This is a genomic window from Shewanella sp. KX20019, assembly GCF_016757755.1.
Lineage (GTDB): Bacteria > Pseudomonadota > Gammaproteobacteria > Enterobacterales > Shewanellaceae > Shewanella.
On the sequence record NZ_CP068437.1, the window covers coordinates 4096337 to 4118667 of the forward strand.

Sequence of the window (22331 nt, forward strand, 5' to 3'; positions counted from 1 at the left end):
CCTGAAGTAACAATACTGCTTGCCACTCTCTTTTTGGATCTGACACTCTTGCGCGAAAGGTTAAAAGCTATACGCTAAACCCACCATGTAGTGATCATCGTTAAATTCGTGATAACTAGCTTCGAGCATAAGATCAAGTTGGGCTAGTAAAGGGTAGTTATAACGCAGTGCGATATCATAAGCAGTGTCAGCAACTTCACCATTATCATCAAACTCATAGGCTTCTGCATCAGTATACAGGCCTACGTGTGCTACCAAGCTACTGTCGTTAAATAGCGCGAATGAGTAGTTCAACTCTGTATACCAAGTTTCCAAATCCTGATCGTAGTTAGCCGCTAGATTCATTGCTTGATAATCAACAGATAAAGCATATTCTACAGTGTCGCCACCATCTCCATAAGTGTACTTCATGGCATTGAAGCCAAAGCCAAGATCGTCAGTGGCCATCAGATAATAACCAGCGTAGTAGTCAATCTCGTAATCCTTAACCACAGTATCCGCGTCCTCATAGCGATAGGTCTCAAATGAGGTTCCTAGATAAAAGCCACTATCATGTTCCACCATTAGATCGGCTTGCAGCGATGGCTTATCATCACTGATGGTTTGCCCACGCCAGAGATAGTTACTTAAAGCCATCATTTTACCAGATGCTGTAAATTGACTCTCTTCAGCAGCAACTGTCTGAGTGGCACTCATCGCTATTGCCATGATGCACGATGATAATAGTAATTTCTTCATCATTAACCCTTATTTTAAATAATACTATGTTGTAATGTTTGTTTCACATCAATTGTTATCAGTACTTACCTTACAATCTTTAGATTGTTTTTATTAAATTTAATTTCAAAAACACAGATATGATTGCAACTTTATATTCATTTGTGATTGCGGTTTTTATTTTCACATTATAATAAAGGCGTTTTTTATTTTTAGAGATATGGCCTTTATTATCACCTATATATTTTTAAATTTACAAAACAGCTAACAACAAAACGCCAAACCGATAATAAACAACGACTTACATTGAAAACCTGCTTTTCATAATTCATAAAAATGTATTTACTGAATTCATAAAAAAACGATTTAAGTCTAACAAATAGATCTTAAATACGCTTTTAATAAGTTGTGTGACTTAGCAGTTCTTTATATCTATTTATGTTCTGTATTATTTACCTCAAGATCTATTTTGATTTTTCTTTCGACATCGCTTCCTCGTCTTATTCATCCAATTTATTTTAAATAGGCTGAATACTTACAATGAAGTGATAACAATATACTAAGGGGTGTTTATGCACGAAGTTCATTGGGGGTTGTTAGTCGCAGCTTATCTATTTTTAGCTGGAGCTGGAGCTGGAGCACTTTTTATTAGTGGTTGCCTTGTGCTATCGAATAAAGTTCAAGTGCCGCATCACTTAAATACGGCAAAAATAAGTGCCATTGTGGGTACCTTGTTACTAATGCTTGGCACGGGAATGATCGTATTCGATCTAACCACATTCCAATACGGGATTGCTAATATTGATGTCGTTAAGTTTTTCCGATTCTATCGCCTGTTTATGACCATTGAGCCCAGCTCAATGATGAGCATCGGTACCTGGCTACTCACCTTGGCGATTATTTTTTCCTCGCTATTTTGTTTGTCATTTAGAGCTAAAGCTGATCAGCCGAGCTATAGCCGACCGTTTGCTGCGATCAATGTAATTTTTGCTGTCTGCATCGCTTCATATACCGCATTACTTATCGGTGATATCAACCATAACTTGGTTTGGTCAAACAGTATTTTAGTGGTGATTTTTTTAATGTCGGCACTTTCTTGTGGGGCAGCTGTAGTGTTAATCATTAAAACCCGCCTGAAGATCGCCGATGTTAATCACACTTTCGCTAAATCAGATTCTGCACTGTTAGCTCTCGAGGTTCTTACGGTCTGTGTGTTCGCCTATTCAATTTACAACATCAGTATATTCAACGGGATGGACAATCTTCTTTCACTTTCAAGCACTGCTGGTGCTATTTGGTGGGTTGGTGCCATTTTGATCGGATTAATCATGCCGTTACTGCTGAACTTTACATCAATTATTAGCAAGACCGCTGTGTCTCATAGCAAAGAATACTTGTTAGCTGTGTTGATATTAATGGGTGCATTTTGCTTGCGCTATTCGGTTCTACTCGCTGGTCAGTATTATTAGGAGTCTAGGATGTTAGATAGAAGAAGAGCCCTCCGTTTTTTAGCTGGCGGCGCAATTACGACAACTGGAGTTATGTTCATGCCTGCGGGCAGTGCCATAGCCTCAGTCCGTCAACAAGGGAAAAAGCGTCTGGCCATGGTGATAGATCTTAGCCGATGCAATGGTTGTAAAGCGTGTGTTGTCTCCTGTGGCATGGAGAATGGCACCAAACCCGATGAACATCGCACCCAGGTTATTCAAACCAGTGCGGAAATTGGCGACAAACAGTTCGCATTCAATTTGCCAATCATGTGTAACAACTGTGAAGACCCCTCATGCGTGTCTGTTTGTCCGACGGGCGCGACATTCAAGCGTGAAGAAGACGGCATCGTCGTCGTCGATTCTACGCTTTGCATAGGGTGTAACTACTGTATTCAGGCGTGCCCATACGGCGGGGTTCGTTTCACTAACTCGACAACCGGTACCGTAGATAAGTGTAACTTCTGCATTCAACGTACTTCCAGAGGCTTGCTGCCTGCGTGTGTCGAAACCTGTACCGGTGGTGCACGTGTCTTTGGTGATATTAACGATGTGAATAGTGAAATATCCAAACTGCTCAGCCAGAGTAACCCTATGGTACTGCAGGCGAGCAAGCAGACTTCACCTAATGTTTTTTATATTGGCTTGACGCAAGAAGAGAGCAACACCGCGTTCAGTATACATTATCCTCAATTGTGGCAGAGGTAGCACCATGGATCGTAGAAAATTTTTAAAGGCAGGTTCAGCTGCCGCTGTAGTGACTGCTGGTACCATCAGTACTCAAGTGTTGAGCTCGGCCCGCAGTAAAACCACTGATGCCGATATTAGCAGATATGCACCCACTTCATTAACGCCTGAATATCGCTTCGATGCGGACAATAAGATGATTGAAAACCAGGATCAGCGCTTCGCTTTTTCCAAGTGTTATGGTTGCTTCAATGTCTGTGGTGCGCGGTTAAGCATTGATAATAAGAGCGACAAGGTGTTACGCGCCGTGGGTAACCCTTACACCTTGACTAATAATGCTGGGCAGCCAATGACAATGGAAACATCGCCTAAGGATGCGATGTTCCAGCTATCTGCGGCCAGTGGCCTGAGTCAAAGTAATCGGGCTACGCTGTGTGGTCGTGGTAACGCGGTTCCCGATGCCTTTGATGATAAACACCGCATTACCTCTTGTATGAAGCGAGTCGGTAATCGTGGTGAAAACAAGTGGCAAACTATCTCCTATGAACAATTGCTGCAAGAGGTCGTTGATGGCGGTGATCTCTTCGGTGAGGGTCATGTCGAAGGGTTAAAGGCGATTCATACAAACCCTGCATTGGCTAATCCGGCTTACCCTGATTTTGGTCCGGTAAAAAACCAGTTGCTAGTTTCAACCTCATCAGAACAAGGTGCGCGCGCCGATTTTATGCACCGTTTCGTTGCTGAATCATGGGGAACACCCAATATAGGCACCAAGGATTCTTACTGTGGTCACCAACAGGTTGCAGGCTGTGCTTTAGGTTGTTTTGACGCTGTCGATGAGATGGCGCTGCCTCAAGCCGATTATGAAGAATCAAAGTTTGCAATCTTCATCGGCACGAACCCTGGCACCAGCGGCAATGGTTTGAATGTAGGCTCTCGTCGTTTATCTAAGGCGCGTAGCGATCGTGACGACTTTAAATATGTGGTCATCGATCCCATTCTGCGCTCATTAACCTCGGAAACTGATACCGCAAATGGTGAGTGGCTACCGATCAAATCCGGTGGTGACACTGCGTTAATGTTCGCTATGCTGCAGTACATCATTAATCATGATCGCTACCGCAGACATTATCTGGAAGCGCCCAGTCAGGCAAGTGCCGATGCCGTCGATGAGATGAATTACACCAACGCCACCTACCTAGTGGTAAAAGATAAAAAACACCCTCTTTATAACCAGTTCCTGACCGCAGAAGCTTGTGGATTAGGCGACGCAGACGTGAAGATGGTGATAGATAAGCAAAGCGGAAAACTGGTCACGGGTGATAGTGAACAGGCGGCAACACTATTCTATAATGACAGCGTCACCCTAGATGATGGTTCACTAGTACAGGTAGAAACGGCATTTTCACTGCTCAAACAACGCGTCAACAGCCATTCCATGCAAGAGCTTTCAAAGCGCTGTGAAATACCGGTGGCGAAGATAGAAGAGTTAGCCAAGGAGTTTACCTCTCATGGTCGCAGTGTTTCTATTGAAACCAATACCGGCTGTAATGCCACCGACGGCGGTCAGTTTGCCTTTGCGATGATCATGCTAGCGACTATGGTCGGCGCGCACAATGCTAAGGGTGGCATGATGCATATGGGCGGCGTGGGCTATGCCACCATGTATGATATCTATGACGGTCCTCTATATAACTTAATGGACTTTGAACACACTGAGGTGGTCGGATTTAATGCCGAGCGTTCCGGTGATTATGAACAGAGCCATGAATACCAGCAGAAAGTAGCGCAAGGACTGGATCCATATCCGGCAAATGAGGCATGGAACAACACCTTTGTGCAAGATAACAGTGGCGAGTTACTGGTAGCTCATGCCAATAAAAACCCGTTCAACTTTAAGGCATGGATCACCTGGTCTACCAACCCAATTTACGGTTGTTCAGGTCTACAAGATCAGGTTGAAGACTCCATCAAAGACCCTAAGCAGCTGGGCTTGATCATTGCGCTCGACCCTTATATCAACGAAACCAATGTTTTTGCGGATTATATTGTCCCGGATACGCTTCAATATGAAGCATGGGCAAGTTCACGTATGTGGGGCAGCGAATATATTGGTGATGTGGCTTGTGTACCGGTTGTCGAAGCGCAAACCGCAAAAACTGCCAAGGGTGAGCATGCCAATATGGAGCAGTTTATCATTGACGTCAGTAAAGCAATCGGCTTAAAGGGGTTTGGCGATAACGCATTTACCGATGTTGCAGGTAGATCATACCCGCTAAATACACCAGCTGACTTCTATGTCCCCCTGTTTGCAAACATAGCTCATACAGGCACGGTATTACCGACGCCAACGGCAGAAGACATTAAGTTTACCAGTGTCGATCGCGCTTTGCCGATGTTCGAGGCACGCTTAAAACCGCAAGAGATAGGGCCAACAGCATTCATGCTAACTCGTGGTGGACGTTATGAGCGTGTCGATGAGCGTTATGAAGGTGAGTTTTTCAACGCGGCAATGCGTATGGATACTCAATTCCAGATCTATAACGAATCATTAGCCAGAGTAAAAGACTCCTATAGCGGAGAGTACAATGATGGTCTGCCTGTCTATGATGTTGATAGATTCTGGGATGGTTCAGCAGTTAGAGAACACTGGAATGAGACAGACTATCCATTTAATTTCTCCACTTTTAAGTTACACCTACGTAGCCCTTATTCAGTCTCTCTGCCTCGCATCACAGCATTAGGAGATACAAACTATATTCAATTACATCAGGATGATGCGGCTAAATACAACCTGAAATCAGGCGATAAGGCACAAGTGCTTTCACCTAAGGGCAAGTATTTAGAAGGGATCGTTCAGGCGGATAAAACGGTTGCGCGTAATACTATTGTTATCGGCATGGGTTATGGCCATACCGCATTCGGTGCCAGTGCGGTTGAGGTGGACGGTATGGTTCGTCCAGGAATTAAAGAACGCGGTACAGGGATCTGCCCCAATGCGTTTAACGTAGTCGACCCAACTCGTAAAGGCGCCAGTCTTTATCGTGATAGAACCTTCGGTTCAACGGCGAGACACGGTGTTCCGGTAGGGCTCAAGAAAGTATAAAAGACAGTGCGATTCAGAGTGTCCGCTTATAAGTGCTGGACAGTGCTAGAAAGAGTGACTCGTTGGGGATTTAGCTGCTAGCAAGGTTATTGCCCTTCACACCTGCTCTACAGCATATTCTAATAACCTCTATTTACCTGATTAAAGGCTAAATAGAGGTTTTTTTATGTCTCTAAATTATTGAGGCTTCATAGCTTGGTACCACTCATCGCTAATGGCATTAAACAATTGCTGTTTGAGCCAGTGATGGGTCGCAGACTGATTAATTTCAGAGTAAATCAGATAATTACCGACTGTACGGCCCACATTGATGAGGCCAAGAAGTTGTTCTGTCAACTCTTGTGGCAGAGTGCAAGTTTGTATACCCGAAATCAAATCATAGAACTCACGGGTAAATACGTTGCAGCTCATCGAAATTGAACCCGTATCGATAATATGACGACTCAGTGCGGCGATGTTGTCTGTGGCCCCTGTTATATTAAGAGTCTTGCCTTGGTTTTTTGCCATCTGCGCCAGTAGTGGTGAGCAGAGGTCATTAAAGTTATCCAGCGCAAAATAACCATACTGACATAGGTTATCGAGAGTCAGTTCATTATTAAAAACCGGATGCCCAGCCTTGGCTATTAGAAAAAGCTCTTCGGTGGGGGAGAGCATTTTGCTGATGATTTTATGATCATTAAAGTTCTCATAGACCACGGCAAAATCTATTTCACCGTGTTCAATGGCTCGGACACAGTCACTGGACAGGGTTCTTATCTCGAAGGTTAAATTTGGCGCCTGGGGTAAAATTAACTCATTCACCACTTTATTGATCACATAGGTGAATTCGTTGAAGGCATAGATTTTAAAATGCCCCTTCGCTGTCAGCGGATTAAATTGGGTATGATTATGTTTGAGATCTTTATAACCACTTAAGAGCTGCTGAATGAAAGGTAAAACCTGAATCGCTTTTTCGGTTAATACAAAACCTTGAGCTCGACGAATAAATAAAACATCCTGAAAGATGTCTCTTAGTATGCCTAGGTGCCGACTCACCGATGAAATGCTCATGCCTAGTTCGTTAGCGACTAGCCCGGCATTGAGGTGGCGACTTACTGATTCAAAAACAATTAAAGAGCGATAGTCTAATTTTGCAACATCCATCTTCATCATCTCTTAAGTGTTAAAACATTATTATCAGTAGATAGATAATAAGCTGCAAATATACTGTCCAGTTTCGCGGCATAGACAGCATTTTTGCCCACTATTAGGCCTTTTTGTAGCTCAATAGCAACGGCCAATCGATGCCACTAGCGTATAAATACCGACGCCAAATAGTGGTGGTCGATCAGCCTAAACAATATCCGCTTAAATAACGAGAGCAAGCATGACCACTATGGCTAGCGCACTTTATCAAGTGCAGCACATAAGGCTTCAACACCGAGCAAAGCTCTCGGTGCAGCACGGTGCAGTAGGTCGGCATTGAGCTGATAAATATGTTGCTGTTTCACTGCGGGGATCTCAGGCCACTGGCTCCAATCAACACCCGAAATATTGCCCTCATCTTGGCTTTGTAAGATGACATCAGGCATTTTAAGCAATACCGTCTCTAAACTCACTTGTGGATAGTCACTGGCCGCATCAACAAAAACATTATCACCATGGCACACAGCAATAATCTGTTGGATCCAACTGTTTTGCGCCACAGTCATCAATGGTGTAGACCAGAGTTGATAGAAAACGCTCACCTCGATTTTAGCTGCATTGTCAGCGCGTAACTGTGTTAACGCTTGACGATAACCTGTTGCCACCTCAAGCGCCTGCGCTTGCTTACCCGTGAGTTCACCCAGAGCCTCTAACTCATCAGCAACCGCTTCGAGGGTTTTAGGGTTACTATTAAACACCTTGAAACCTAACTCTTTGATGCGGGTGATATCTTCCGCTTTATTACCGCCTTCCCACACCACAACCAAGTCTGGGTTTAGCTCAAGTATCCGCTCAATTTGAATACCATAATAACCACCAATACGGGGGATTTGCAGCGCAGCTTCAGGAAAATCAGCATGATCAGTGGTCGCCACAATCGACTCCCCCGCCCCAATGGCATAAAGCATCTCAACCGCATGCGGCGATAAGGCAATAATACGTTTAGCAGGCGCAGTATCAACGGCCGCATACGCCACGGACACCGTTGAAAAAGACATAATTGAAACACAACATACAGCCACAACAGCTAACAAAAATTTAAACACGATATTCATAAAATCCTTTTAAAAATGGATTAACGCTAAGACGGTAAAGGCTGATTGAAAGCTGAGTTAGTGCCGGTTTAAAGCAGAGACGATATAAAGCCGATAGAAGCCGGTTTGGTTTCTGCTTTAAATCGGCTTATTCCGGCTCTTAACCGTCTTGGCTTAGGTGGAAAAGTGCCGACAATAACGCTACAACAAAGAAGGCGAATGTCGCTGCAAGCATAACCTGACATAAGCACTATTCCATTTTCAATCACTTAGCTTAAAGGTATAACCATATTCTGACATAAAATATAACCATAAGCTGACAAATTTAGATAAGCATTAGCAACCTACTAGATATAGTATGTACTTTTATTACGACAACAAATATATCTAGTGGCACTGGGCAAAATGGTGCACGCTGCTGGTGAATAGGGAGCAGTTCTACTGGCAAACAGGGTTCGAGCTACTGGTAAAAAAGCGTTATGCGGGCAGAAAAAAGTCCCTCCCTTGATATCAAGGCGGGACTTATATTTATAGATAATACTAAAGATTAATTGTGGGTGGTCATGTTTTTTTGCTATTAACGATGCCTTCCATACTTGTTGTTAACGATGGGTGGCACTATTTGTATTCTACAAACATACTATGAATAAGCAATGTGAGTGGATGGGTATCATTAAACAGGAACCAATAGGCGAATAGGTCCGAAAAAGGTTGGATGAATTGACGCAAGCCTATCACGTCTGTCAGATTTGCTAAGGTCAACAATCAAACTAGATTGATAACCTAAACTCTTGTTAGCTAATCAGGTAAATATTGCCATATCACTTTAAGTAAAACATAGTGAACTGCAGCAAATAATAGCGCCACAAGTGGCACAGTGATGTGCTGCAGCATCGCTAAAGAGCAAAAAAGGAAAATAAATAGTTTTTCTAGAACACCACTGCTATGAGCCCACCCTGCAAAATGTCCATCGGAAAACATACAAAAAACACTAAAAAAATATAAGAAACTTAATGAAATACAAACGATGTCAAGTCTGGTTGAAGTTTGTAAAATTTTTTGAGTAAGCAAATAACCAGCGTAAAGAAAAGCGATTAAATACAGTATATCTGAGTTATGTGTAGACAAATCATTAATGAACTCATTCTTACTAGCTACACTAATTACCCAAACCATCCCTAAAGACGTTATTAAATGGCATATTACCCAATATGAATTGCGCATACATCTCCCTGATTAGCTAACGCCCTAATAATCTCTGCAAATCGCATCACAGTGTTTGTGAATCTTCACAATTTAGCTTATATGGACAATAAACTCACCTAATTACACATAAATCCTAAACAACTTAGCCAGCCATTGATAATCGTGATGTCACTCAATATTTTCACTGGTCTTGCCGCAAGCCTATTACTGTTTACAGATAGGAGAGAAATGCGTGAATTTTTGTATTGGTTCAGGAAAGGTAATGTTGAAGAAATCGCTTTAGAACTAGGCGAAGCTCATCGTAACGGCTCCTTAAATGTAAAGCAGTCTCTCAGAGGGTTAAGCTGGTTGATCTCAAAACTTAATTCAACTCGCCCCATGTCGAAGGCCGCGTTCAACATGCAAGTGCACCACCTGAGTTAACTTATTGAAGAGACAGTCATCCTGAAGCTTCTGCTAATGTTTATGTGCGACCATAACACAGCAGAGGAGCTCCAAGATGACCTACAACCACCTTAGCATGTATGAAAGAAAAGCGATCTATTACCGCTTTAACTCAGGTGAGAGTTTAAGATCCATCGGACGGCTTATAGGGCGTCACCATACGACGATTAGTCGAGAGATAAGTCGAAATAAGCCTCTGACATACACTTATTATGATAATGCCGCTCAAGAAAAAGCACTGGCTAGAAGGAAAATTCCCAGGCATCAAAAAAAATACTCAAATATAAAGCTTCGCACTACAGTTATTACGCTTTTAAAGCGGGGTTGGTCTCCAGAGGCTATCTCGGGTCGACTAAAGTTAGAACACCCTGACGATCCTCTTTTTCATGTTAGCCATGAGGCCATTTATCAATGGGTTATTAAAGACTTTAAGCACTCTGGAAACCTATATTGCTACTTAGCAAAAAGGCATAAAAACAGAAGAAAGCAAAGGAAATACGGTGACTTACGTGGTCAAATAAAAGGCAGGGTCAGCATTCATGATAGGCCTCCTGTCGTAGATACCCGCAGTCGTATCGGTGATTGGGAAGGTGACTTAGTTGAAGGAAAGAAGGGCTCTGGTTACTTTGTAACACACCTAGAAAGAAAGAGTAGATACCTAATTGCAAAGAAAATTGATGACAAAAAAGCGACATCATTTAACCGTGTTTCAATTGAAGCCTTTCAAGCACAACCTGAGGCGAAAAGACTCACGCTGACACTCGATAATGGTAAAGAGTTTAGTGCGTTTAAAGAGCTTGAAAGCGCAGTAGGGATCGATATTTACTTTGCAGATCCCTATAGCTCATGGCAAAGGGGAGCTAACGAACATGCCAACGGCCTTTTAAGGAGATACTTCCCTAAAGGAACTGACTTTTCAGTAGTTACGAGCGAACAACTAGAAACCATTGTAAACTTAATAAATAACAGGCCAAGAAAGATACTGAATTACCAAACACCAGCAGAAGTATTTAGATGATTTGAAGTGGTGCACTTAGATCTTGAATTCGGGCTCAGTGTCTTTCAAATCGTCAGATGAAATGCTTTCAATATTGCGGCTGCGAAATGTTGTGAAAAAGAAGGGGATTAAGAAGATTTAGTCAGTTTTAAGATGTTGAATATTAACTCTGTGAAATAGCAAAGGTAAGTGGTCTTGAGGTGAGCTGTTGGAGTCTAGTCTACTTGCATATACTGACAACTATTTGAAAAGTGCCGTCGGCGCTTACCTAAGTGTTCACAGTAGCTATCTAACTCCTGCAACGTACCCACTGGGCCGTGAAATAGTTGCCCAAATTCAGTGATGATTTTTACCCAGTTTTTAGTTGGAATGTTTAATCTGTTAAGGATTTTCTCTGCATTAGCTGATATTGCTCCTCGTTTATCATCGCGGATAACTCTTCCTGTTTCATCTACCAATTCAAGGTAATCTTTCAGCGAGAAAGCAATGCCTTTTGGTTGGTGCACTCGCTCGTTGCCGATGAAGGGCAAGAGCTTGCTGGGTTGCTTTCCTTTTAGCGCGGCGGTGACTCTTAGTTTTAAACTGGTGAAATCGGGTTGCTCTGGTGTTTTCGCCTTCTTGGCGCGAATTGGGTTTAGTTCGACATAAGCCATACAAGCTAGTAACGCTGCTTCATCTAACAAAGCTTGGGACTTAAAGCGCCCTTCCCAAAAATGGCCAGTGCAGTTATCTTCAAGGTTGGCCTGTCTGGCAATGGGTTCATTGAGACACCTCATGAACCATGAAATATCACTGAGTCGTGAGCGGTAAATCGCTATTTGATGTTTCAATTGAGCCACTAGGTGTTCATCTATCACTTCACCTTTAGCAAACTTTTGGGTAAGTGCTGTACCGTTAAAGCACTTGTGCCACTGTTCAACAACATCCCTATCTGACCATTGATTCACCTTGTCTACATCGATATACAGCACAATATGAAGATGATTATTCATCACTGCGTAAGCTGCGACATCAATAGCAAACACCTCAGTAAGCTTCAATATTTGCGTTTCAACCCAACCTCGACGGTGGTCATAGTTTTTCCCGGTGTACTTATCATCACCACACAAAAACGCTCGCCGCACTACTCGGCTACAGCAATGGTAATAAGGCGTGTCTTCGATGCTGATTAGTGTTCTTCTTGGACGGGGCATATTGAGCTCCTGCTGATACTCATCAATCAAGCTTAGTATCAGGTCCAAAAGTGTGCCATTAACTTTGGCTGTCTATGTAGTTACTGGTCAAGTTGACAACCTACAGGCAACAAAAAGCCCCAAAAAAATAGGGCTGATTAAGAGGGAGAGTCACTAGCTATTTAAGTCTGATTGACATGTCTGCCCATATAACTTGTTTCTGAGCCCTTTATTTCTTATTCTTCTGTATCAATTGCAATACCAACCTGATTCGATGACCAATACAAAATATCAGGTGCGCCAAAGCTTGAGAACATTAATAGTCCTTTGGTTTCTGAAAAGTAAAACCTTTGCTCCACCTTAGAGTTTTCAGAAATATTCATAGAATCTATTACATATACAACTTCATCTATACCAATAAGATGTAAACGGATTCTATTTCTAACTTCAAATAAAATTTCACTATCATCAAAAAACAAACTCCACTTTTCACCTACCTCCAGCTTCTTTTTTGGCATTGAAAACTTTAGTGACGGACTATTTATACAGAAAGATAAACTGTTCAAAATGCAGTTTTTTCCAAACTCAATCACATCAAAAGTTTTTATTACATATGAATTCAAGTCTATAGTCATAGGGATCGTATTGTATTCAGCAACCGGATCAGAATAAGTCCCTACGATTCCCTGATAGGAATACCTAGCCCCCTCTGCTTTTACAGCTAATGGAGCAAACAAAACTACAATAATATATAAAATAAAAAACTTCATAACTCTTCCTAATATATGTTTTCGTAATACCAATTCGGGTAATCGTCACCCATTTTGATTTGTCTCATATGAGAATTAGCTTTCCTTTCCATTTCTATACCAGTTAGATGGTTGCTTGGTGGCCTTCCAGGAAGTGAAGGTGCCCATATATTTATCTGGATCGTGTGACCTGCTTCATGAGAAATAACTTCAAGCATTCCGGCTTTCCCACCATGGAAGGTTTGCTTGTGATATTTCCAAGTTTGAGAAGTATTACTGTTCATTATCGCAATGCCTCTACGCCCAAAAATAACGGGATTTCTAGATTTATTACCATATGGGGTGTCTTGCCCTTCTAGTACATTTGTTGCAACAGCAACCACTCCACCTTGAACATCTGGATTGCTAGGATCATAAAACCAGTCAGTTCTTTCAAACTCACCAACAGCTTCATCATTCCTCATATTAGAAATTGCGATACGGTAGTCTTCAATTAAACTATCCAACTTGTGAATGAATTCAAGTTCTTCATCACTCAAGCTTTCAACATTACCATTCGATATTTTTCCATTTTCATCTCTTGAAATACTACCTGTTTCATCTCGTTCAACAATTTGAATATGTTTTAATTTGTTCTCATGGCTACCTATCTCATTAGCCTTAACATCTGTATTCTGAGTCGATTGTGACTTATTTGCACCTGAGTCGCTCTTGTTTTTCCTCCCCATTTCAGCTCTTGCCCCAAAAGCTGCACCATGAGCTCCAGTATATACACCTTTAATCCTAGAGCCAGTCATCGTCTCATCTTCAGCCGCATACCCCGTCGGATCTGTTCCACTTAGCGGATTATTCATAATATACGAATACGGATTAACACTTTGCGTCGATGTAGGCCTCTGGATCAAGGGATCAACACTCATAAATCGGCCCATATTATAATCGTACACCCGACCGTTCATATGAATGAGCTGCTGCTCATTGAGATGTTCATGGTCAGCATTAACTATGGCTGTCTATGTAGTTCTTACTTTTAAAAATGGATTAACGCTAAGACGGTAAAGGCTGATTGAAAGCTGAGTTAGTGCCGGTTTAAAGCAGAGACGATATAAAGCCGATAGAAGCCGGTTTGGTTTCTGCTTTAAATCGGCTTCTTACCGGCTCTTCATCATCTTGGCTTATTCCGGCTCTTAACCGTCTTTGCTTAGGTGGAAAAGTGCCGACAATAACGCTACAACAAACAACACGAAGAAAGATCAGTAGTCGAAGCCGGGTTGGGCTTTGACGCCTGCCTCAAACGCATGCTTTATCGGCTGCACTTCACTGACAGTATCGGCGATCTCAATGATGGCTCGATGGCATGCTCTGCCTGTCACAATCACATGTTGCATCTTAGGCCGGTTCAGCAACGCTTTAACCACTCGATCCACATCTAAATAGTGATAGCTCACCATGTAGGTCAGCTCATCTAGCATCACTAAATCGATGCTTTCATCTTGTAACAACTTCTCTGTAGCATCCCAAGCTTTTACGGCTGCTGCAGTGTCTTTTTCTCGGTCTTGGGTTTCCCAGGTAAAGCCAGTGCCCATCACGTGAAACTCCACACCTGCGCCCTCTAATAAAGTGCGCTCTCCGCACTCCCAGTTACCTTTAATAAACTGCACTACGGCGGCTTTTTTACCATGGCCTACAGAGCGCGCTACAGTGCCAAACCCTGAGGTCGATTTACCTTTACCATTACCGGTAAGCACTAGAAGAATGCCTTTCTCCTCTTGTGCTCTGGCGATCTTAGCATCAACGCCCTCTTTCAAGCGTTGCTGACGCGCTTTATGGCGCTCAGCTTTTGTTGCTTCAGCAGATTTGTTGTCGCCAGTTTCTGGCTGATTTGAATCGCTCATTACATATCCTTGTGTATAGGGTTACTTGTGCATTTCTAATCGCACATAACTTAAATTGATTTTTTCCATATGTCAGTCAACGCGTCGATATCCAAGTGCTGCTCTAGCACGTCGGCCAAACGGTTAAGCTGTTGCTCTCGTACTTGTTCTACATCAATGCTGTTAGCATCCTCCATTCCCGCCCACTGCAGTAACAGTTGGCAAGCCTGTGGTGAATCAAATAGACCATGCATATAGGTGCCCAAAACTTGATTATCAGCAGACAAGATACCTTCGCTCTGCCAACGTTTTGCTGATGCTAGCGAGGCTTCGCTTTGTTCGGCGTCTTTTTCTCGTCGCGTTAGTGTTAGTGGCTGATCTGCCTTCATAAGCAAGTTAGAGCGGCCACAGTGAATTTCATAACCTTTAACCTCTGCTTGCTTTCCTAGCAGCGACAACACGCCCTCGACTTGTAACAGCACCTTGTTACTTGTCAGTTCAGTGACCACTGGCAATAAGCCTAAGCCTTCGGTGCTACCTGCACTATCTTCAATTCCTTGAGGGTCATCAATCACATGACCGAGCATTTGATAACCACCACAAATACCCAATACCTTACCGCCATAACGTAAATGCTTTTCGATTTCACTATCCCAGCCCTGCTGTCGAATAAAGTCGAGATCGGCGCGAACATTCTTGCTTCCAGGTATGATAATTAAATCCGCTGGCGGCAAGCTAACGTGTGTGGTGTTGCTAGCATCTTGCGACTGAGCTTGAGTTTGCAGTGATACGTAGTTGAAGTCGATCTGAGGATTGAGTCGTAATGGGTCAAAATCGGTGTGGTTACTGATGCGAGGTAATACCAGCACCAGCACTTTTAATTTTGTTTGGGCGTTTTTTTCAGGCGCTGCAATAAGTGCATCTTCGGCATCTAAATGCAGGTCGTGCAGATAGGGGAGCACGCCTAACACCGGCTTTTTGGTGTACTCTTCTAGCCAGTCTAAGCCCGGCTGCAACAGGCTAACATCTCCACGAAAACGGTTGATCACAAAGCCTTTTACCCGAGCCTGCTCCGATTCACTGAGTAGTGCTAGTGTTCCGACTAAGTGAGCAAACACACCGCCTTTGTCGATATCAGCAATGATAATCACTGGGCAATCGACCTCTTCGGCAAAGCCCATATTAGCGATATCACCTTCACGAAGATTGATCTCCGCCGGACTGCCAGCCCCTTCGACAAACAGCACCTCATAATCATGACATAAGCGCTGATATGACTGCTTAACAGCAGCCATGGCTTTGACTCGATAACCTTCGGCATTTTTGCCAAAGTAATCTTCGGCCTCCATCTTCATCAAGGCCTTACCGTGCACGATCACTTGAGAGCCAGTATCGGAGCTAGGTTTTAACAAAATAGGGTTAAAATCGATTTGAGGTTCGAGATTACAGGCAACCGCTTGCAACGCTTGTGCGCGGCCAATTTCTCCGCCATCAATGGTCACCGCGCTATTTAGCGCCATATTTTGCGGCTTAAACGGTGCCACTTTGTGGCCAGCCCTAACAAACAGGCGGCACAAACCAGCAACTAAAGTACTCTTACCTGCATCCGACGTTGTTCCTTGCACCATCAATACATTGGCTTTATTGTTATTTTTTTTATCTAGTGACGCCACAACACTTATCTCCTAGCCTTTTAAACGCTGCGGTAAACCCGCCGTTACCAAAGTCACTCTATCTGCAATAGCCGCGATGTCTTGATGCAACCAACCCGCTTCATCGACAAAGCGGCGACTTATCTCCCCCATGGGCACAATACCGCAGCCCACTTCGTTACTGACTAAGATAACCTCTGCGGGTAGCCCACTTATCACCTGTAAAAATTCTGCTTTAGTCGCTTGCCAATCGCTACTCGATTGCAACAAATGGTTGCTCAGCCACAACGTTAAGCAATCAACCAATACAATGCTATTGCCCTTTGCATTGGCTTTTAGTGCCGCAGAAAGAGCCAGTGGAGACTCAATCGTGCTCCAGGCTATGGCATCACCGTTACGCTGGGATTGATGCTGCACAATACGCTCTTTCATCTCATCATCGAGCGCCTCTGCTGTAGCAAAATAGAGACATTCAAGCTCTGTGGCATTTTCATCAGACTGACTCGCGACGAGACGCTCTATAACTTGCGATTCAGCGAAGCGGCTTTTGCCACTGCGAGCACCGCCTAATACCAAATGGATCACCAAGAGGCTCCTAAGATTAACAGCATTAGATAACACGCCAGCTCTGCCACTTGCTGAGCGGCACCTAGCGTATCGCCGGTATAGCCACCAATCTGCTTTCTAAATAATCGCGCTAAACCGAAACGCACGATAATGAGCCCGCAGACTAGCACCACTGCTTGTATGAATGTGACCAGTAACAGTAAAACAGCGCCGCTCGCCAATAAAACAGACAGCTCATTGACGCTTTGATGCATTGCCAATGGTTTACTTTTACTGCTGGCATCATCAGAAACGTACTGCTCAGAGAAAATAAAGCTGGCCGCGGCAACTCGGCTTAAAGTATGTCCGATAATGAGCGCTAAGCTGACGCTACTTGGGTCAAACAGTGCCAATTCACTCAGCAGCTGCCACTTGAGTAACAGTGCCAATACCAACGCGAGTGCACCGTAACTGCCAAGGCGAGAGTCTTTCATGATGTTGAGTTTTGCTTCAACCGTCCAGCCACCGCCTAAACCATCGGCAGTATCAGCCAAGCCATCTTCATGGAAACCACCAGTAAGTAAAACACTGGCAATCATGGCAAATACAATCGCAATCGTCGGTGACACCCAATAGAGCATCACGCTATAGACTAATGCACTAAGCGCCCCGATTAAGCTGCCAACCACACCAAAATAGCGACTGGCCTGATTTAATTTATCTGCGTCCACCTCAATCCATTTTGGCATTGGGATCCGAGTAAAAAATCCCATCGCAATAAAAAATAGATTGAGCTGTTGTTGCCAAGGTCGCATTTTAAATCTCCGTAAAAAATAACCGAATGGCTGAAAGCCGGTTAGGAGCTGGTTAGGAGCCGGGAAAGCTGAGACGGATAAAAGCCGAATAAAGCAAAGACGAATACAGCAAAAACGGACGGTCTTCGACCTAACGAAAAAGCCGAACAATCTCAGCTTCTACCGTCTCTGCCTGTACCGTCTTTAAACCGGCATTTAACCGTCTTAGTTTTTATCGGCTTTAAATCGGCATTTAACCGTCTTAGTTTTTATCGGCTTTAAATCGGCATTTAACCGTCTTAGTTTTTGTCGGCTTTAAACCGGCATTTAACCGTCTTAGTTTTTATCGGCTTTAAACCGGCATTTAACCGTCTTAGTTTTTATCGGCTTTAAATCGGCATTTAACCGTCTTAGTTTTTGTCGGCTTTAAACCGGCATTTAACCGTCTTAGTTTTGTCGGCATTTAAACCGGCATTTATCCTTCTCAGCTTGTCCCGTCTCTTAAATCTCTATCCCTGCATCTTCAAAGCTGGCCATTTCGTTGTAAAAATTCACGGCTGCTTGGATCAACGGAAAGGCTAAGGCAGCGCCCGTGCCCTCACCCAGTTTCATACCGAGTTTGAGCAAAGGCTTGGCCTGCAAATACTCCAACATCAAATAGTGGCCTTTCTCATCAGATTGATGCGAGAAGATCATATAGTCACGGCAATCGACATTGATGCTAATAGCCACTAATGCCGCTGCAGTGGCAATAAAGCCATCAATAACCACTAACATGCCGCGCTCAGCGGCGGCTAGAATAGCCCCTGTCATCTGCACAATTTCAAAGCCACCAATGCAGGCTAAAATCTGCAATGGATCGTCAAGCTCGCTATGATGCAGTAACAATGCCTGCTCAACCAGCATCTGCTTGCGTCTAAAGGTTGCAGCGTCAATGCCTGTACCGCGTCCCACGCAATCAGTCACTGGAATAGCGGTGATCACCGACATAATGGCCGCTGCAGAAGAGGTATTGCCTATGCCCATTTCACCAAGCGCGATTAAGTTACAACCATCTTTATGGTGCAGCTCAATGCGAGCCGTCACCATATCGAAGCCTTGCTTCACTGCACCCAGCGTCATAGCCGCACGTTTATGAATCGGTCCAGTCCCCGCACCTAAGCGCTGGTCGATAACACCACTTTCGCTATCAAATGGCTGCAAAACACCACAATCAATCACCTCTAGGTCTAGGCCCACTTGGCGAGTAAATACATTAATAGCCGCACCGCCTGCCATAAAGTTTCTCACCATTTGGCCAGTCACTTCACTCGGTGCAATAGAGACACCAGAGTCTGCAATACCATGGTCGGCTGCAAACACGATTAACTTAGGATTGCTAATCTTAGGTCCTTCTTTACCGAGCACTTGTGCTATCTGTAACGCTAGTGTCTCTATGTCTCCAAGTGCCCCAAGGGGTTTAGTCTTTGTATCAATTCTATGTTGAATTTCATCATCAAACTCTGAACTCAATGGCCTAATATTAAACATCTAACCTTATGCTCCCAACATCCTAAACAAGGACAATTAAAATAACGACCCGCTTAAATCCGCTTTGCACTGCGGCCGCCTAAAATAAATAAGAAAAATACGCTGCCCATCACCGAGGTGATAATCCCCACAGGTAGCTCTTGGTAACTCAACAAAGTGCGGGCGAGTACATCAACCCACACCATAAATAGGCCGCCCACAGCTGCCGTCAGCAACAGTGGGTATCTTCCAGGAAAAAGTAATCGTACTGTATGTGGCACCATCAAACCGATAAAGCCAATACCGCCACAATTTGCGACTAATATTGCCGTGATAAGTGAACACAGTAACAACATAGATAAACGTAATCGTCCAACGTTAATACCCAAGGTGTGCGCGGTCTCATCCCCAGCTCGCATGGCCACAATTTGACGTTTAAACAGCAGAATAATCAGGGTACATAACGACACTATTATCGCCGGTAATATCAACCCACTCCAGCTGGCTTTAGCAAAACTGCCTAAGCTCCAAAACAGCACAGAGGCGGCTGCTTGTGGACTTGAAAAATACAGTAACAGGCTTGCCATGGCGCCAAACATAAAGGATATCGCCACCCCTGAGAGCAACATACGCTCAACCTGAGTAGCTAAATTACGACCACATAAACTCAGTACCATTAATACCGATAGACTGGCGCCGATAAATGCCCCCAACGGCAAACTCAACCACAAAAGACTCTGACTAAAGAGAGTTAATGCCACCACAGCGCCAAATGAAGCGCCAGAGGAGATCCCAAACAGGTAAGGATCGGCTAACGGATTGCGCGTCACGGTTTGCAGTACGCTACCGGCAACAGATAAACCAGCGCCCGCTATAAAGGCCAGTATCACTCGCGGTAACCTGAGCTCCCAAATAATGCGCTCAGTCACCCCCATGGACTCACCCAGCCCCAAAAACTTGTGGCTGAAGACCTGCAAAACGTCACTACTGCTAATTGTTGCAGCACCAAAACTGGTGGCTGCAAACGGCGTGATAAGTCCAAGTAACAGCAAGCCAAAAAGTAGCAGTAGATCGAGCGGCTGTTTCCAAGGCGTGGTCTGCCCAGTGACAGATGATGTATTAGACATCTGTCGCCCCCTTTTCTGCTGCCACGGTGCAGGCCGCTGAAGTAGCATCAACAGCAGCTTGATGCACCGCCTTTTCTCGCAAGTTATAGCCATAAAAATAACTGATTAACGGGTTGCCGTGCTGCGGATGAGCTTTAACCTCGCAGCACACATCAAACACTTCAGCAATACGTTGCTCAGTCAGTACCTGTTTCGGCGTGCCTTTAGCTAAACAACGGCCTTTATCGAGCAGCAATAACTCATCACACAGCGCACTGGCAAGGTTGAGGTCATGGATTGAGGTGATCACGGTAATATTTAGCGTATGCAGCAGTTCTAGCGTTTGAATTTGATAACGAATATCGAGGTGATTGGTCGGCTCATCTAAGATCAACAGTTGCGGCCGCTGTACTATCGCACGGGCGATTAACGCCCGTTGCTTTTCGCCGCCAGACAGACTTTCATAGGCTTGATTCGCTTTATCGGCTAAGCCGACTTTAACCAGCGCCTGCGCCACCACTTGACGATCGTTTGCATTAGTAAATTCAAATGCGCCTTTGTGCGGTGTTAAGCCAAGACTGACCAGCTGAGTGGTGGTCATTTCAAAGTGATGTGGCGTATCTTGCAGTACCACGGCAATTTGCTTGGCAAATGCTTTGGCGGATAACGCCGAAATATCTTCGCCAAACAGCTGGATTTGCCCTGTTGTTGGTTTAACAAAACGATATAAGCAGCGCAGAAGGCTCGACTTACCCGCACCATTAGGGCCAATAATGCCCAGCATCTGCCCCTTAGCTAGGCTAAAGTCGATGTCTGCCAATATGGCTAGGCCATTTAACTGCCAGCCTAAACCGTTCACTGCCAGTACCGTTGTTAATGCCTGCTTAGACATTCAATAAACCATAAAACATCATTTAATAAACTCCCTTGAGACGCCCGCTCAAGTGTTATGTATTGTGAAACGTATCGCTATCAACGTTTATCTATCCAAAGTTAGGCTGGTATCTGACTTGAGAACTAAAGCCATGCTTTAGTGCCCATACAGTTGCGGGTACAGTCCGGACTCATTAGCTTTGTTTTCGCTACCGGTTCCCAATTTGTGCTGTTAAGCACCTAACTTAATGATCTATTCGACAAGTCACGATGTTCTGTCGCGTTATATTAAACGCTTGCACACCATTACAGCGCAGTTTACCACGCTAATCGCTGCGGATTATAACAACTATTGCGATCGCTATTCACTTGAGAGCCTCCTATTTATAGCCGCGTGCTATTCAAGTCCCCAATTAAGGCTTAAGTATTGTTGTTGGCCGTCATCTAATATATCAATGACCACCGTCGCGGCGTAAGGCAACTTCAATGCGCTATAGATCCCCGCGCACTGTTTTAATCCTAAAGACTTAGCCATTAAGTGTCTCATCACACCACCGTGAGTCAGTAATAAAATCACCTTACCTCGGTGCTGCTCAACCAAAGACTGCCACGCTGTATCGATTCGGTCCTCAAAGGCCTGCATCGTCTCGCCATTGGGCGGAGCATGTCGCCAAGGATCTGCCCAATAAGCATCTAACGCCTTGCCATGCTGCTGATAAAGCGCGTTAAAAGATTGGCCATCCCAGGCACCAAAATTAAGCTCCATAAACGCAGATTGCTCAACGAAATCGATATCATATTGCTCTGCAAGCGCCTTAGCAGGAATAGCGCAACGCAATAGAGAGGAACTCACCACTAAATCGGCTATCTTGTTTTGCGCTGCTAAACAGGTTTTGCTCTCTAAAAGTGTCGAAAGAGCCATATTTAGCTGCTCTTTTCCGGCAAAACTCAGCATAACGTCCGTATGACCGCGCAAAATATTTCCGCCCTCACAGGCACCGTGCCGCAGTAAGATCACTCTGGTATTCTGCATTGTAACACCTCTCACATTATATTTATCAGGTACTTAGAGGTAAATAATGTTCTATTTAAAATGAAAAAGTATCAGCTTTTAGTGCTTGCACTTTTGACATCGACTCACGTATTATGGACGTCTATACGTATGAATGTCCAAACAAATAAGATCTCATGAG

At 44.1% G+C, this 22331-nt stretch carries 19 protein-coding genes and 1 riboswitch; of the genes, 4 read left to right on the forward strand and 15 right to left on the reverse strand.

What is annotated here, in order from left to right:
• Positions 1-60: 60 nt before the first annotated feature.
• Positions 61-738 (reverse strand): TorF family putative porin, encoded by a 678-nt coding sequence (locus tag JK628_RS17750; RefSeq protein ID WP_202289866.1) that lies wholly within the window; start codon positions 736-738, stop codon positions 61-63.
• Positions 739-1289: 551 nt separating this feature from the next.
• Here JK628_RS17750 and nrfD point away from each other — a divergent pair.
• Genes nrfD through JK628_RS17765 form a run of 3 tightly spaced genes read left to right on the forward strand, consistent with a single transcriptional unit; the run spans position 1290 to position 5997 of the window.
• Positions 1290-2186 (forward strand): NrfD/PsrC family molybdoenzyme membrane anchor subunit, encoded by an 897-nt coding sequence (gene nrfD, locus JK628_RS17755; protein ID WP_202286268.1) that lies wholly within the window; start codon positions 1290-1292, stop codon positions 2184-2186.
• A 9-nt stretch (positions 2187-2195) separates the two neighbouring features.
• Positions 2196-2912 carry a sulfate reduction electron transfer complex DsrMKJOP subunit DsrO gene (gene dsrO, locus JK628_RS17760; RefSeq protein WP_202286269.1) on the forward strand — a complete coding sequence of 239 codons (717 nt, stop codon included), beginning with the start codon at positions 2196-2198 and terminating at the stop codon, positions 2910-2912.
• Positions 2913-2916: 4 nt separating this feature from the next.
• Positions 2917-5997 (forward strand): molybdopterin-dependent oxidoreductase, encoded by a 3081-nt coding sequence (locus tag JK628_RS17765; RefSeq protein ID WP_202286270.1) that lies wholly within the window; start codon positions 2917-2919, stop codon positions 5995-5997.
• A gap of 177 nt (positions 5998-6174) precedes the next feature.
• On the opposite strand, the gene JK628_RS17770 is transcribed toward JK628_RS17765, so the two are convergent.
• The 3 genes from JK628_RS17770 to JK628_RS17780 form a co-directional block, all read right to left on the reverse strand.
• On the reverse strand, positions 6175-7140 hold the full coding sequence (locus tag JK628_RS17770) for a LysR family transcriptional regulator (RefSeq protein ID WP_202286271.1): 966 nt from the start codon (positions 7138-7140) through the stop codon (positions 6175-6177).
• A 236-nt stretch (positions 7141-7376) separates the two neighbouring features.
• Positions 7377-8180, reverse strand: a complete 804-nt coding sequence (locus JK628_RS17775; protein ID WP_202289867.1) for a cobalamin-binding protein — start codon at positions 8178-8180, stop codon at positions 7377-7379.
• 834 nt (positions 8181-9014) lie between these two features.
• Complete coding sequence (locus tag JK628_RS17780) at positions 9015-9440, reverse strand: hypothetical protein (RefSeq protein WP_202286272.1); 426 nt, start codon at positions 9438-9440, stop codon at positions 9015-9017.
• Between the two features lie 481 nt (positions 9441-9921).
• On the opposite strand from JK628_RS17780, the gene JK628_RS17785 reads away from it, so the two are divergent.
• Positions 9922-10884, forward strand: coding sequence for an IS30 family transposase (locus JK628_RS17785; protein WP_202286273.1), 963 nt, complete (start codon positions 9922-9924; stop codon positions 10882-10884).
• A 194-nt stretch (positions 10885-11078) separates the two neighbouring features.
• Here the strand turns inward: JK628_RS17785 and JK628_RS17790 are convergent, their stop codons facing one another.
• The 11 genes from JK628_RS17790 to JK628_RS17840 form a co-directional block, all read right to left on the reverse strand.
• The gene (locus JK628_RS17790) at positions 11079-12056 is read right to left on the reverse strand and encodes a transposase (RefSeq protein ID WP_202289868.1); all 978 of its coding nucleotides are present in this window, start codon (positions 12054-12056) and stop codon (positions 11079-11081) included.
• Between the two features lie 215 nt (positions 12057-12271).
• Positions 12272-12805 (reverse strand): hypothetical protein, encoded by a 534-nt coding sequence (locus tag JK628_RS17795; RefSeq protein WP_202286274.1) that lies wholly within the window; start codon positions 12803-12805, stop codon positions 12272-12274.
• An 8-nt stretch (positions 12806-12813) separates the two neighbouring features.
• Positions 12814-13743, reverse strand: coding sequence for an RHS repeat domain-containing protein (locus JK628_RS23340; RefSeq protein ID WP_443019972.1), 930 nt, complete (start codon positions 13741-13743; stop codon positions 12814-12816).
• Between the two features lie 294 nt (positions 13744-14037).
• On the reverse strand, positions 14038-14679 hold the full coding sequence (gene cobO, locus JK628_RS17805; RefSeq protein WP_202286275.1) for a cob(I)yrinic acid a,c-diamide adenosyltransferase: 642 nt from the start codon (positions 14677-14679) through the stop codon (positions 14038-14040).
• Between the two features lie 50 nt (positions 14680-14729).
• Entirely contained in the window at positions 14730-16286 is a 1557-nt protein-coding gene (locus tag JK628_RS17810) for a cobyric acid synthase (RefSeq protein WP_202289869.1), read from the reverse strand.
• Positions 16287-16343: 57 nt separating this feature from the next.
• Entirely contained in the window at positions 16344-16895 is a 552-nt protein-coding gene (gene cobU, locus JK628_RS17815; protein WP_202286276.1) for a bifunctional adenosylcobinamide kinase/adenosylcobinamide-phosphate guanylyltransferase, read from the reverse strand.
• Positions 16892-17671, reverse strand: a complete 780-nt coding sequence (locus tag JK628_RS17820) for an adenosylcobinamide-GDP ribazoletransferase (RefSeq protein ID WP_202286277.1) — start codon at positions 17669-17671, stop codon at positions 16892-16894. The genes cobU and JK628_RS17820 overlap by 4 nt, the downstream gene beginning before the upstream one ends.
• Before the next feature lie 480 nt (positions 17672-18151).
• Positions 18152-19180, reverse strand: coding sequence for a nicotinate-nucleotide--dimethylbenzimidazole phosphoribosyltransferase (gene cobT / locus JK628_RS17825; RefSeq protein WP_202286278.1), 1029 nt, complete (start codon positions 19178-19180; stop codon positions 18152-18154).
• 53 nt (positions 19181-19233) lie between these two features.
• A complete protein-coding gene (locus JK628_RS17830; RefSeq protein WP_202286279.1) occupies positions 19234-20286 on the reverse strand; it encodes a FecCD family ABC transporter permease in 1053 nt (350 codons plus the stop codon).
• Entirely contained in the window at positions 20279-21157 is an 879-nt protein-coding gene (locus tag JK628_RS17835) for an ABC transporter ATP-binding protein (RefSeq protein ID WP_202286280.1), read from the reverse strand. Before JK628_RS17835 ends, JK628_RS17830 begins: the two co-directional genes overlap by 8 nt.
• Positions 21158-21244: 87 nt before the next feature.
• Positions 21245-21397: riboswitch (cobalamin riboswitch) on the reverse strand.
• Positions 21398-21535: 138 nt separating this feature from the next.
• Positions 21536-22171, reverse strand: a complete 636-nt coding sequence (locus JK628_RS17840) for a histidine phosphatase family protein (protein ID WP_202286281.1) — start codon at positions 22169-22171, stop codon at positions 21536-21538.
• Positions 22172-22331: the final 160 nt, after the last annotated feature.